Source organism: Paenisporosarcina sp. P4_B8, assembly GCF_056402175.1.
Map to the genome: position 1 here is coordinate 38,278 of NZ_JBFUHX010000010.1, position 13,043 is coordinate 51,320.

16 protein-coding genes are annotated in these 13,043 nt (G+C 38.2%); 8 read left to right on the top strand and 8 right to left on the bottom strand.

Features of this window, described 5'->3' with window-relative positions:
• Positions 1-74: 74 nt before the first annotated feature.
• Positions 75-728, bottom strand: a complete 654-nt coding sequence (locus AC1DSK_RS10820) for a plasmid pRiA4b ORF-3 family protein (RefSeq protein WP_477547132.1) — start codon at positions 726-728, stop codon at positions 75-77.
• Positions 729-952: 224 nt separating this feature from the next.
• Between AC1DSK_RS10820 and AC1DSK_RS10825 the strand changes: the two genes are divergently transcribed.
• Complete coding sequence (locus AC1DSK_RS10825; protein WP_477547133.1) at positions 953-1,621, top strand: TVP38/TMEM64 family protein; 669 nt, start codon at positions 953-955, stop codon at positions 1,619-1,621.
• A gap of 42 nt (positions 1,622-1,663) precedes the next feature.
• On the opposite strand, the gene AC1DSK_RS10830 is transcribed toward AC1DSK_RS10825, so the two are convergent.
• The 4 genes from AC1DSK_RS10830 to AC1DSK_RS10845 form a co-directional block, all read right to left on the bottom strand.
• On the bottom strand, positions 1,664-2,455 hold the full coding sequence (locus AC1DSK_RS10830; RefSeq protein ID WP_477547134.1) for an alpha/beta fold hydrolase: 792 nt from the start codon (positions 2,453-2,455) through the stop codon (positions 1,664-1,666).
• A 178-nt stretch (positions 2,456-2,633) separates the two neighbouring features.
• Complete coding sequence (locus AC1DSK_RS10835) at positions 2,634-2,723, bottom strand: YjcZ family sporulation protein (RefSeq protein WP_477531481.1); 90 nt, start codon at positions 2,721-2,723, stop codon at positions 2,634-2,636.
• Between the two features lie 198 nt (positions 2,724-2,921).
• Positions 2,922-3,476, bottom strand: a complete 555-nt coding sequence (locus tag AC1DSK_RS10840; RefSeq protein WP_477547135.1) for a TVP38/TMEM64 family protein — start codon at positions 3,474-3,476, stop codon at positions 2,922-2,924.
• 364 nt (positions 3,477-3,840) lie between these two features.
• Entirely contained in the window at positions 3,841-4,815 is a 975-nt protein-coding gene (locus AC1DSK_RS10845) for a F510_1955 family glycosylhydrolase (RefSeq protein WP_477547136.1), read from the bottom strand.
• Between the two features lie 344 nt (positions 4,816-5,159).
• Here AC1DSK_RS10845 and AC1DSK_RS10850 point away from each other — a divergent pair, with 344 nt between their 5' ends.
• Both AC1DSK_RS10850 and AC1DSK_RS10855 read left to right on the top strand, forming a co-directional pair.
• The gene (locus tag AC1DSK_RS10850) at positions 5,160-5,384 is read left to right on the top strand and encodes a hypothetical protein (RefSeq protein WP_016429822.1); all 225 of its coding nucleotides are present in this window, start codon (positions 5,160-5,162) and stop codon (positions 5,382-5,384) included.
• The gene (locus AC1DSK_RS10855; RefSeq protein WP_477547137.1) at positions 5,384-5,740 is read left to right on the top strand and encodes a YolD-like family protein; all 357 of its coding nucleotides are present in this window, start codon (positions 5,384-5,386) and stop codon (positions 5,738-5,740) included. Before AC1DSK_RS10850 ends, AC1DSK_RS10855 begins: the two co-directional genes overlap by 1 nt.
• A gap of 244 nt (positions 5,741-5,984) precedes the next feature.
• On the opposite strand, the gene AC1DSK_RS10860 is transcribed toward AC1DSK_RS10855, so the two are convergent.
• Positions 5,985-6,437, bottom strand: a complete 453-nt coding sequence (locus AC1DSK_RS10860) for a GNAT family N-acetyltransferase (RefSeq protein WP_477547138.1) — start codon at positions 6,435-6,437, stop codon at positions 5,985-5,987.
• A 115-nt stretch (positions 6,438-6,552) separates the two neighbouring features.
• On the opposite strand from AC1DSK_RS10860, the gene AC1DSK_RS10865 reads away from it, so the two are divergent.
• Positions 6,553-6,981, top strand: coding sequence for a hypothetical protein (locus AC1DSK_RS10865; RefSeq protein WP_477547139.1), 429 nt, complete (start codon positions 6,553-6,555; stop codon positions 6,979-6,981).
• Positions 6,982-6,998: 17 nt separating this feature from the next.
• Positions 6,999-7,403 (top strand): (deoxy)nucleoside triphosphate pyrophosphohydrolase, encoded by a 405-nt coding sequence (locus AC1DSK_RS10870; RefSeq protein WP_477547140.1) that lies wholly within the window; start codon positions 6,999-7,001, stop codon positions 7,401-7,403.
• On the opposite strand, the gene AC1DSK_RS10875 is transcribed toward AC1DSK_RS10870, so the two are convergent.
• Positions 7,380-10,538: a DUF3427 domain-containing protein gene (locus AC1DSK_RS10875; RefSeq protein ID WP_477547141.1), complete on the bottom strand. Its 3,159-nt coding sequence runs from the start codon at positions 10,536-10,538 to the stop codon at positions 7,380-7,382. The genes AC1DSK_RS10870 and AC1DSK_RS10875 overlap by 24 nt on opposite strands.
• Before the next feature lie 135 nt (positions 10,539-10,673).
• Between AC1DSK_RS10875 and AC1DSK_RS10880 the strand changes: the two genes are divergently transcribed.
• The 3 genes from AC1DSK_RS10880 (at position 10,674) to AC1DSK_RS10890 (ending at position 12,666) form a co-directional block, all read left to right on the top strand.
• Positions 10,674-10,943: a hypothetical protein gene (locus AC1DSK_RS10880; protein ID WP_477547142.1), complete on the top strand. Its 270-nt coding sequence runs from the start codon at positions 10,674-10,676 to the stop codon at positions 10,941-10,943.
• A gap of 220 nt (positions 10,944-11,163) precedes the next feature.
• Positions 11,164-12,069, top strand: coding sequence for a DUF4349 domain-containing protein (locus tag AC1DSK_RS10885; protein WP_477547143.1), 906 nt, complete (start codon positions 11,164-11,166; stop codon positions 12,067-12,069).
• Between the two features lie 18 nt (positions 12,070-12,087).
• Entirely contained in the window at positions 12,088-12,666 is a 579-nt protein-coding gene (locus AC1DSK_RS10890) for a hypothetical protein (protein WP_477547144.1), read from the top strand.
• 111 nt (positions 12,667-12,777) lie between these two features.
• Here the strand turns inward: AC1DSK_RS10890 and AC1DSK_RS10895 are convergent, their stop codons facing one another.
• Entirely contained in the window at positions 12,778-12,948 is a 171-nt protein-coding gene (locus AC1DSK_RS10895) for a hypothetical protein (RefSeq protein WP_016429834.1), read from the bottom strand.
• Between the last annotated feature and the right edge of the window lie 95 nt (positions 12,949-13,043).

Below are 13,043 nucleotides of genomic sequence, written 5' to 3' on the forward strand. Positions count from 1 at the left end.
AGCATATGCTCATCTTTGGCACTGACTCGGGAAAAAATCACGGTTCACTACACAAGATTGTTTCTTGCTTCACTTTATTTTATTTGGCCACACCATTCTTCTTTCAAGACGGCATTTACTTTGGCTAAGTTGAACTTTTGATACCCTTGACCTTCTGCCCATGCTTTAATCCCCGCGTGTTCAGGGTCATCTTTGTCTTTCATGACGCGCTTGAATTCGTCATATCCAGGCGGACCTCCCACATCTTCAGGTGGGCAAGTACCTTTGCCTTCGAGCAGCTGCGGATAATTATACGCGTAATCATCCACTACTTGTTCGAGCACCACTTCGTGGTCCCAGCTGTCTCCAAAGTCATACATGTAGCGAAATACGGGAGAGTCATGGACGTATTTGGTCAAATCCACATCGCGTGCGAGTAATAGCTGAGTACGGATAAACCGTTGATACATTCTAAATTCATACGATCCTTCTTCTGGCGGGTTTTTCATATAGTATTGGGCCATGCCGAAGTTTTCTGAAACCGATTCTTCATCGCCGACCAATTGAATCGTTTTATCGTTCTTGGAATCGTCGATGGAGAAATTAAATAAGTGACTATTTGTCCATCCGACAGAGGTTTGGATAATCGAATGTAAATCATAAAAATCGAGCGTTTCAGGTACGATAAAGCGGCGCCATACTTTCGGTTTTACATAATTTAGCGTGACAAGAAATTGATACGCTTTCAAGATATCACCTCTACTTTAGAATTTTTCCCCATCATACCACAGAAGCATATATTATGGTTTTCTGGAGAGTATTGGTGAGGACTCATCGCTATTAAAAAACGGCGTTAGCTGGAAATATTTACAGTTCCCATTTCTATCAATTTTAAGAAACATGGTATGATAGAAGAAAATTAATTTATTACACAATAAAATTATTTCGATAGGAAGATACGAGTGGGTGACGAATGAAAGAAGCGATCAACAAATTCACGAATAAAAACTGGTTGGTTTGGGGTGGCTTATTGTTGCTGCTCATTTTTTTACTATTAAATCGTCAGATCATTACTCTTCTCGTAAATCGTGATGTCGAAGGCATTCAAGATTTTTTGGATGATAATCTGCTTTATGCATATATATTTATGCTGATCATTATGATTCTCCAAAATTCGTTTACTGTGTTTCCTTTACTTTTAGTAATTACCATCAACATTACGTTGTTTGGATTTTTTGATGGTTTTTTATGGAGCTGGATTTCCAGTGTAATCGCCGCAGTCTTCGTCTTCTGTGCCGTCCGCTTCTTGTTTCAAAAAAGATTGATTGAAAAATTCAAACCAGGTTTACTTGTACAAATAGAAGCGAATGGATTTGCTTATGTATTCCAAGCGCGGATTTTCCCTTTAGTCCCGACTAGTTTGGTCAATATATTGGGAGGATTGAGCACGGTTCGGTTTTGGCCGTTTATTCTTGCCACGACCATCGGGAATTTTATTTATTTTTTCATCCTGGCACTGATTCCCGCTGGTCTAGTATCAAAGGAAATTGATGAAGCCATGATTTGGGTCATTTTAGTGAGTGCTATCTTGTTATACTACTTGTTCAAACTTGTTCGAAAAAAACGGAAACCCTCTAACTAAAGAGACTAACCCAGTTCACAAAGTGTGAGCTGGGTTTTATTTTTAATCTAAAAATTCGAGTACGAAATCCAAGAACAGCAAGGGTTGTTCCACATTAGGCGCATGTCCTGACTGATTGAACTCCACAAACGTGGCATTCGGAATCAATTTCGCTGTTTCACGTCCCACTTCAGGCGGATTCAATCCATCATGATCGCCACTGATGACCAATGTTTCAGCTGTTATACGATACAAATCCTCACGGAAATCAAAGCCCTCTAACGCTTCGTTTGCAGCTTCAATCTCGTTAGCGGTCAGGGGTGAACCCTTTTCAGCAGCATAGTGACTCCACTTACCGACAGCTTTGAGGTCATGAAAAATATATGGAGAGACTTTGGCTACTTTCTCTGAAAAGTCCATTCCTTCAAGTTCTTTTGCATGTTTGGCAAACAAGGCTTCCATTGAAGATGTTTTCCCTTGAGATTTCGTTGCCACTAAAATCAGTTTCTTCACACGTTCCGGTGAAGCAATTGCTACACCTTGCGCAATATAGCTGCCCATTGAGACACCTAGCAAATAAGTTTCTTCAATCCCTAAATGTTCAAGTAATCGAAGTACATCGCCGATATGATCATCTAGCGTATACGATGATGGTTTCTCGGAGTCCCCGTGCCCACGTGCATCTAGTACGATTGTTCTAAAATACTTCTTGAATACTTTTACTTCCGCATCAAACATATGGCGATTGCCGGTTAACCCATGCAGTAACAATAGAGGCTCACCGGTTCCATATTCTTCATAAGTTAAACTCGTTCCATTACTCTTAAATGTTCCCATCCAATCACCTCTAATCATAATGTTCCCTCGTGCACTCGACTGAAAACAACAGCTAAGGTGTTACTTATTCTGTTGATTCTCAGAAACGGGGCTTGTCCAAAAATACCAAAGCGATTCCCACAATAGGGGAGAGCGCCTACAAAGCGCTCTCGGAGTGCTTGTGAGAGTGGTTTTCTTTTCCTTGCGATTATTTTAATTAGTAAAGAAAAGCAGCTCCGACAATAATCAACAAAATGAAAAGTACCACAAGTAAAGCGAAAGAAGATCCGCAGTTGTTATATCCCATAAATAACACCGCCTTTCATAATGAGATGTTGTATTATACGTAATACAACGGTCTGCATATGGGGCAATGTCTTGGGCTAATATAAATAAATCTATGTTTCCGGGCAAAGGACCAAGTCTACGAACCTCGTAGTTTGTTGTTCAATAAAGGTTCTTCATAGTATAAGTATTATAGGGTTAATATATGCAATGAATCCAATCATCTCTGAGAATTATTGAATTTTTTCCATACATGCAAAAGTAAAGCGAATGCCAACACGAAGACAAGATACGGTCCAGCTTGTGCCCATTCTACAAGTGCGTATGTAGCGGAAGTTTCCAACAGTAGAGCGGGCAACTTACCTATACTGCCGGCTACTGCAAAGGACCCAAAACTCATGGTGCCGACTGCTGCATAAAGAGTGACTAATCCAGAAGGGACGAATGGCATCAACCGCAGCCCGATGACAAACAAAAAGGCTTCCTTGGGTGAAGCATGCAGCAACTTTTGCAGGCGTGGAGCATGTTTGGTCTTATCGGCGATAACATGTCGAAATCCTTTTCGGTACAATCCAAAAGCGATTAAACTCCCCACAATTTCCCCAATCAGTGAGACTGAAAAACCTCCCCAAAATCCAAAAACCGCCACATTCGCAGCCGTCAGGAATGCACTTGGGATGACACCTGAAATGGCAATTAATATATTGAGGGAAATACTCAATAAGACAGCTACAGGAAGGGGGAGTATATGTAAATAAGTCAATAAAGTATCCATGTATATTAAGCTCCTTGCACAAAACCATATTGAAAAGTGGTTCCTATTTCAGCGAAGCCATACTTTTTTTAGTCACGGCTTCTATAAGATTCGATGATAGATATATAATACCTTCAATTAAAGGAAGATGCCGCAAGCGTAGCGTGAAGGTCTGTCACATCGTTGACCATAAAAATTCACAGTAAAAAAGCCAAACGGAATGAAGTTCATCCTGCTTGGCTTTCTCACATCTTTTAGGCAACCATGTTACGGCATGCTTCTGCACATTTGCGCATACCCGGTCGAGACGAATGCAGTCCACCATCATTTCACATTGTCTTCTTTCGGACAATTAGTGTTTAATGAAAAGAGCAGTGAATCGCTTTTATTTAGATACGCGCCCAGCAGCTAAAATTTGTTTCCAATTAGCTCCGCCATCAGTTGTTTGGTACACATCATTTTTCAATGTTGCGATAGATATTTCTTTGTCATCAGTAGGATGGACAGCAATGTAAATAATCGCATTATCCTTCTTCAGTTCTGGAACGTCCATGGCTTTTTCAACTTTTGTCGCAAGGTCGATTTGATTCAATTGAACTTTGTTATCTACTATTTCCGCAACATATGCCTGTTGTTCGTTTAACAAGGCATAAGTGATTGTCTTATCTTTCGTAGCAAGGGAAAAAGTCTTGCCCGCATCTTTAGATACGTACAACCCACGGTCTGTACCAATCGCAACGGTTTCAGGCTCATCTGGATGTGCGGATATATTGGACATCATGTCGGCTTCAAATCCACCCATATCCATGGTAGTCCACGACTTACCTAAATCATCCGAATAATAAAAGCCGTTTCCTAACTTTTCAGTTGGCATTTCATTAAAAACGTAGATGCGATCTGTATTGTAACCAGCTGCTAAATAGTGAAAGTCAATTTCACCTTCGAATGCATATTGCTCAAACGACTCGCCTGCATTTGTACTTTTGAGCAGACCAAGCGGATTTTTATATTTCGAACCAGGCTCAGGATGACCACTGGAAACAAAGCCGTCCGCCACAGCTTGGAAGCCCATGTAATCATGCTTCTCACCCGTTGTTTCTTTCCATATTCCTTCTTCATACAAAACAGGACCGTGGTGGCTGGCGAGCATTAATGCGTCACCGGAACCAGGGTAGCCAATCCCGTGTATATGAGATACTTCAACGTCCGTTGTTTCCTTATAAAAATCTCCAGATGGAGAGGAAGAACTCTCCTGAGTTGATTTCTCTACTTTGTGTTCATTGTGTTCGGTCTTTTCATTTGATGAACAGGCTGCTAGCATCAAACTCATAAGTCCCATCATAAGAATCAATTTTTGCATATTCCACACTCACTTTCATCTAATGGTAAATCCGTGCTTATATCATCATCGGCTAACTGCCTTCATTTTACACGAAAAATAGATTTAACCTATGCTATGACAAAGAAGCATTCTTGGAGAAATTCGAACGCCTTCAAGTGCCGCAACGTGAAATAATGTTCAAACTGTATTATGTAGGTGAATAACGATATACGATAACCCTTCGACTTCAAGTTGAAGGGTTATCTTTAGTGGGTTGGAACATACTTTTAAATGGGTTGGACCGTTTTATGTAAAAACTCCTCTAATTACCATTGTTAAAAGAACAAATGTTCGCATATAATAAAAAAAAGGAGGCGGCTTGAATGAAAGACAACATCGTAAAAATCATGAAGCGGCACGATATTTTGGAAATGGTCTATTTAGCGAAGGATGGTAATATCACCAAACGCCGTGTGAAAATCATTAAAGCCTACCATGACACGTTTCAGGCGTACTGTTTTACAAAGCAGGCAAAGCGTACTTTTTACTTTGACAATGTCTTAGCAGCCGTCCCCGTCATTCGAAAAGAACGAGAGGACGTGATCTGATGAAAATCAACCGAGGATTAAAAATGCAAGGCGACCTCAAAGATCGCGGCAAAATCAAATGGACGGCCATGATGCTGCCAGAGCACGTCGCGCAACTCCGCGAATGGCAACAAGAACACGATCTGGTTAAAAAACCCGAACTCGACGCGTTCGATTACGATACGATGCAGGAAGAACTCGAACGCGCACTCATCAGCCGAATGGAAACACGCCTCACTTCGTGGAAGAGCGGCAAAATCCACTATCACCGCGGCATCATCAAAGAAGCCAACAATCAGTGCCTACGATACGAAGATCCTTACGGTATTCACCAACTGCCACTCGACGAACTCGTCGGTGTCTTTGTTCTTGTCTGATTTTTAAAGAGCAAAAAACCTCTTTAGCCAATTAACTAAAGAGGTCATTTACCGCGAACACGTAACTGCATAATTCAACTCATCTAAAGCACCTTCATACACTTCTTCTACCAATAACTCACCAACTGACATTTCTTAAATAAAAGTAGAATCGGCATTCAAGGCGCATTGCTGGGATGCACAGTAATCGAACAATGAAAAAAGCGAAGTGAAGTGATGTCGTCACTTTCGCTTCGCTTTTTTACTATCGGAAATAACGCATATTTACAATTTGAATACCAGGTGCAATTTCCACCGTCCGCTCTTGCTGGAACCCCAGCTTTTCATAAAGAGTAACAGCAGGGATATTTTTCAAACCAGTTGAGACTACAACCTCACGAGAACCCCGTATTTCTTCCATTATGTAACTCACCAACTGACGTCCAATCCCTCTACGAAAAGAAGCGGGTGACACAACCAACCGGCAAATATCAACGAAGTCTTCATTTTCTTCATAGGAGAGAACCCCAAGAAGTTGATCATCTTCGTAATACCCGAGGAAAATTTCTTTGCTATTCAATATGTCCTCAACCGTTTCGGAAAGAGCAGGAATACCTTGGAATCCGATGAGGTCAGCTTCGATTTGATAAGAGGGACGTTGGATCGCAAGGATTTTGTGTGCAAGTGATAAATTTAAATTGAGAATATTTTTGATCATAAATCATTCACCTTTTTTCATTTTATGTTTTATGAGAATTACCCCTCAAATTGAGATCTCCAGATCACGTTCCGTTATACTGAATATACCAGAATATGAGAGAAGGTAGATTGAGTTGTCAGTTGCACATGCATCTTCCAAAGTGAACTTAGAATTTTTAATAAATGAATTGGGGTTACGCCAAGAACGGAATACAACGATTTTTAATAAAGGTAGCATCTTTGTAATCTCCCCTTCTGTTCAGAATAAGTATAATTGGTTCGATATTGGTGAATCGATCATGGGAAATTATAATACAAAAGAGCAAGAAGGCTATCTCCTTATTCGATTTAAAGACAAATATTTAATGGCAAAACTTGAGCCTTTTCAGCGGAAAATGATGTTACGGGAAACTATGCCCAACACAACAAAATTAAGACCGCATTGGAAATTCAAAGTAGAGGAAGGTGCTAATCCTTACATAATAAATATGGGGGATAGTGATCTGAGATATCCGATTAAAATGCCTAGTGAGAATCAATTGAAAAAGTTTTTTAATAAGTAATGTTAGGAGAACAAGAAATGAAAAAGCATATAAATGTTGTAGCAGCGGTAATACATAATGATGAAAATAAAATTCTGTGTGCACTTCGCTCTCCAGTAATGGCTCTACCGAACTTATGGGAGTTTCCCGGTGGAAAAATTGAAAAAGGGGAAAGTCATGAAATCGCATTAGTTAGGGAAATTCAAGAAGAACTTGGTGTGCATATTGTAGTTGGCGACAAAGTAGAGGATACATATTTTGAGTATGATACTTTCACAATTCAACTAACTTCATATTTAGCAAAAATTACAGAAGGAAATTTACAACCAACGGAACATGCAGAAATAAAATGGGTACCCATTCATAAATTATCAATATTAGAATGGGCACCAGCAGATATTCCAGCTGTTAGGAAAATCTTATCTAATAAGATCGTGGTATAAATCTTCAGGTACAGGGTTGTGAAGTTTCCAAATGATATTCATTGGTTTATCACCATGGCTGCTAACGTACTCGACTTCGCCTAAATAAGTGAAAGGCATAGTCATATTATGCATTTTAATAAATTTACGAACAAATAAGTGAATATGGAGACCGCGTTCTTTATGGTTTACATAATCTAGTCCACGCCCAGATGCATGAGAAGCACGATTTTCACTTTGCCAATGAAATGTCGAGGGATCCCTAAAGCTATCTTTATAACGTATACTCTCAGCGATGTCCTCAGTTTTATTTAAGTTAATAAAAAGTAAATAATGATTGTCTACTCGACTTATACCTTCACGCCATGTACTTTCTGGAACTTTTGCTTCAAACAAGAAAATAAGCTCGTTCCTAGTGTAGTTATTATATAAGGCAAGTTGTTTTGGTTTTTGCATCATATCTTCACTTTTAAACGTTCTTCTAAAATCAATGAGTCCATACTCAAGTCGTTCATTAAGGTAGTTTGCAAAAATTTCATCTTTTAACAATTTAATGGTTGTATTAGAAAAGCTAAAAACATCGTTGGTAATTGTACCGAGCGGTGTTTTTTGTTTTGGCATCATCGCTGTTAATCGAATCATAGCTCGTTCAATTAAAGAGCTATGTAAATTCGAATCTAAATGAATACCAAATCTCTTTGAAAGCCACGTAAGTACTTCTAAAATAGAAACATTCTGTTGAGACATTCCGAGTTTATAAATTGCAAATTCGTATGGCCATTTCAAAGGAAGCATACCTTCAATTCTTTCAATTAGAGCCATCTTATCTTCATCTGCAAATAATGTTTCATCAAATATAGACATATCCCTCATGGTTTTTTTTGTTTTTACCCAAGATTTATGTTTATACAAAAAGAAAGTGAGACTTGGTGCTTCTTCCGAATAGAGAAAGTCCATGATTTCAGGTGATCTCCCTAAATCGTGTTTAAATTGATAGTATATTTCTTTAAGTACTTCTGTTGGATTCAACTTGATAGTTTCTAATCTTTCTAGAATTTCTCGTTGAGCAACTGGATCTAATTGTGCATATGATCCCCCCGCAGCATCTGCGAATTCATGGGCAACAGAAACCCTTAAAGAATCTACATCAAATGCTTTACTATTGTATTGTCCTGATAAAGCTAAGGGAATGATAAAAGATTTTCTGAAATTACCTATAAAGTCTAAAACAGTAACATATTCTTTATTATCAATTTTTCTTAATCCACGACCTAATTGTTGTATAAAAATAGTTGAAGATTCAGTTGGTCGTAAAAAAAGCATAAGATTCACTCTAGGAATATCTATGCCTTCATTAAAAATATTGACTGTAAAAATAATTGATAATTTATCATTCGGATTTTCAAGCAGTTTTATCATGTTAGTTCTATGTTCCACGGAATCTTTACCCGTTAAAAACGTGGTTTCAAAACCTCTATTATTAAATTCTTGACTCATATATTGCGCATGATCAATATTTACACAAAAACCTAGACCATGTAGGTTTTCACCATCATATCCGTATAATATAATTTTTTCGATAATTGATTCTACACGCTGATTTGTTGAAAGTGCTTTGGCTAGTGAGTCTTCTTCGTAATGACCATTAATCACTTTGACTTTATCATAGTCTACAGTCGTATCTGACAGTCCAAAATAATGAAATGGTGCTAATAATTTTGCTTCTAAGGCATCTCTTAATCTGATTTCATAAACAACATTGTTATCACAAATAGATAAGACATCTCTGCCATCCATTCGTTCAGGAGTAGCGGTAAGACCTAATAAAAATTGTGGTTCAAAATATGCGAGTACTTTTTTATAAGTTGCTGCTTCTGCATGATGAAATTCATCAACTATTATATAGTCAAAGGTATGTTTCTCAAATAATGCAAGTGTGATATCCTTCGACAATGATTGTATGGTACTAAATATAAACCGTTTATTATAATCTTTTTTAGTCCCGGTAATTTTTCCGCAAAGTTCTTCATTATTAAATAGAGAATTGAATGTTTTTATTGCGCCATCTAATAATTCTTCTCGATGTGCAATAAATAATAGTCGATTTGGTTGGTAGCGAAGCACATCGAATGCGGATAAATACGTCTTACCTGTACCAGTTGCTGCAATAATGACTCCTTTTGATTGACCTTGATTTCTTGTGAAAGAAAGGTTTTTTAGAGCTTCTTTTTGCATTTCGTTAGGCTCTATTTTTTCTCTTACTGTATAGTCTTCTGTTCTTTCAAAGGTAAAAGAAGACATCTCCAATTTGGTTTGTTTCTTTTGATAGGCTTCATATTGTCGTAAAAAATCTTCGTCTGCATTTATTGCATTAGGTAAATTCCACATTTTATTAAAAAATAATTTGGTTTGGTCAAAGGCTGGTAAATGCTCAGAATGAGGAATTTTGACATTTAATTCATGACCATTGATTAGAGCAGAGTGAGAAAGATTTGAAGAACCAATTATTACTGTATTTAAATTTGAATTCCTTTTAAACAGATAAGCTTTCGTATGAAAGGATTCATTCTTTAATGGGAGAATTTTTAACTCTACGTTTCGAAATTGTTGGAAATGTCGAATTGCTTTAGCCTCTGTAACATTCAAATATGTAGTCGTTAAGATCTTCACCGGAATATTTCGTTTTTCTAAATCGATTAGTTCTCTAGTCAGCAGTTGTGCGCCTGACATTCTTATAAAACTCACTAAAAAAAACACTTCGTCCGCAGTTTTCATTTCATAAGATAGTGTTTTGAAGAAATTTTTAATTTTGTGTGCGTCATTATAAAGAACGTCAACTCTGGATAAAAATAGGTCTTCCTTTAAAGGCATCTCTCCCAATGTTTCACTGTAAGTAATCATCGAAAGTGGCAACTGAAATTTCGCTTCATTTTCATCATCAATAATTTTGTGGACCTTGTTTAGTATCTCGTAAATTTCAGAGAAGTTATTCTCATCTGCCAATACTCTTAATTTTTTACCGATAGCATTAGCCGCATGCATTGAAAGTGTCTCTACGTATTCATCTAGACCGAGTTTCTGTATTAACTGAGTTTCTGGATAGTCTTTACTTAATAAATAAAGTTCTTCCATAATTCCTTTAGAGTGATTGGCCATATCTTCCTCCGATAATTAATTAATTCCTAGTTGCTAACTCTGTAAAATTCTTCTAGTGTTAAATTATATCATTTTCCTAAATTTAAAATAGTTTTATGGCAATTAAAACAATCTAGAATGTAAGGGGGGAACCTAATGGAGTTCGATACGTTGAAGTGGGTGCTATTAGGCATTTGCGCATTGTTGTTTGCGATTAAGTTCTATGTAAAACGAGAGTCACTTCTTTGGGGCCTGATCTTTTATGTAGGTGTGTTCGCATCAATGTCCTATTATGTATATTTCAATGACTGGGGACAGGGGTGGAAGATTGGATTTTTGTTAATCGCATCATTTGTTTTCTGGCAATTTCTATTTAAAGAAATTGCTCAGTTCCGTCGTTTACGAATAGTCCGAACCCAAAAATAAATGAAGTAGGAATCGGCCGAAATTGCATCTTCGGCCGATTGTTTTATTTAAAGAGTGTGCCGAGTCTTTAGTTACCCAAACGAACAACTACGTTAACTTTTAACCCCCATGTCCAGGACACATGGGGGTTTGTGATGTGCTTTTAAAAATAATTAGAAAATTGTAACATTTTTCCTGTCCATCGCGTCATAAATACTATAGAGATAGGGGGCAGTCGAAGATGAGGAAGAGGATTTTATTCATACTACTTTCCGGCTTGTTGGTTTTATTAGCTGCGTGTAGTGCGGGCGAGGAGAAAGCTGAAAGTTCCGAGGACAAAGCGCTTGCACCGCAGTCAGATTCCAATGAAGTAGCTACGGAAGAGTCTGAGGAATTAGCTAACAATTCAAGTTCAGGTGAAGCCAAGAAAACAGCACCTACTGTTGCAGTGGAAAGAATGATCATTCATAAGGCGATATTAAGTGTGAACGTCAAAGAATTGGATAAAGCACAAAGTAATATTCAGAAGAAAGTCGAGCAATTTGGTGGCTATATCGTGGAGTCAAACGTCTATCAAGAAGACGAACAGACGAGCAGCGGAAAAATGATTGTTAGGGTCCCAGAAGAGAACTTTGAACAGTTTCTATTGGAAGCTGAAGGGGAAGCGGCTAAAGTATTGGATCGCAATGTGACGGGTCAGGATGTCACAGAGCAATACGTGGATCTGGAATCACGAGTGAAATCAAAACGAGCGGTTGAAGAACGCTTACTGGATTTCATGAGCAAAGCACAGAAAACCGAAGACTTGCTGAAAATTTCTGCAGATTTAGCACAAGTTCAAGAAGAGATTGAAGTGATGGTCGGTAAGATGAAGTATCTTGAAAACCAGACGTCGTTCTCGACGATTGAAATCACAATGTATGAAAATCGTGTGGTTGTTCCTGAGATAGACAGCAAAGAGTTAAATACATGGGAAAAAACAAAAAAACAATTCGCGACAAGCATGAATTCCTTACTTTCGGCATTCTCTGCATTGATTGTATTCTTCGTTGGTAACTTACCAGTTCTCGTTATTTTGACAGCCATTGGAATATTGGTCTATTTTGTCATTAAAAAAAGGCTTCGGAATGAACAGAAAAAGGTCTGAAGGTAAGGGGAGTAGTTCATGAGGAAAAAGATTCTTGTGACAATGATTGTCGTCTTTAGTTTGATCAGCATGTCCATCGTTCCGACAACCAGCTACGCATGTTCATGTGCTCAGCCTCCATCAGTAGAAGATGAGTTGGAACGCTCACAAGCCGTTTTTTCAGGTAAAGTATTGGAAGTGAAAGAACAGAAAAACTTTAAGGGGTATGTGAAGAAAAGAGTATTAATTGAGGTGGCAGAAACCTGGAAAGGTGTATCTGAGTCTCAAGTAATTATTACCACCGGAAGTGGTGGGGGTGATTGCGGCTATGAATTCCAGGTGGGTCAGGAATATTTAGTGTATGCCACTGAGTCTACGATGTATGGAGATAAAGCAGAGCTCGTAACAGTCATCTGTGATCGAACAACAGGGTTAAGTGCTGCACAGGAAGACTTGACCGTTCTCGGAGAAGGAAAAGAACCGACTGAACAAGTGGATTTAGTTGCAGAACAAGCGGGAATTGATGTTGCCGAATCGAATGCAATGATTGCTGTTATTATTGCTGTCGGCATTGTTCTTTTAAGTTTCATCGTTTGGAAGAGGTTTAAGAAACGGTAATTCAACAAGAACCTCGTGAAAATCATATGCATATTAAAATGAACTTGGAAATTTTTCTATGCTTTATTTTTGATATAACGCAGATGAAAAAAAGGGTTTTTGACCACAACGTCAAAAACTCTTTTCCTTTTTCAACTGTATATCTTTTAACAGCGAGATGATTGCCTTGTTTTGTTCAACCTGCACGTCCGTATTGTTTTTAATGAGTCGAATCCATCGGACGACGAGGGCTCCAATGACAAGCAGGAATCCATACATAACCAACCACTCCAAATTATCCATTAGTCTACCTCCATCACTTAGTTATGCAACCCCTAAAAAGTGTTCCAAAAAAGACTGGAAGTCATTATTCATATTGGTTCACCTCATGTTTTATC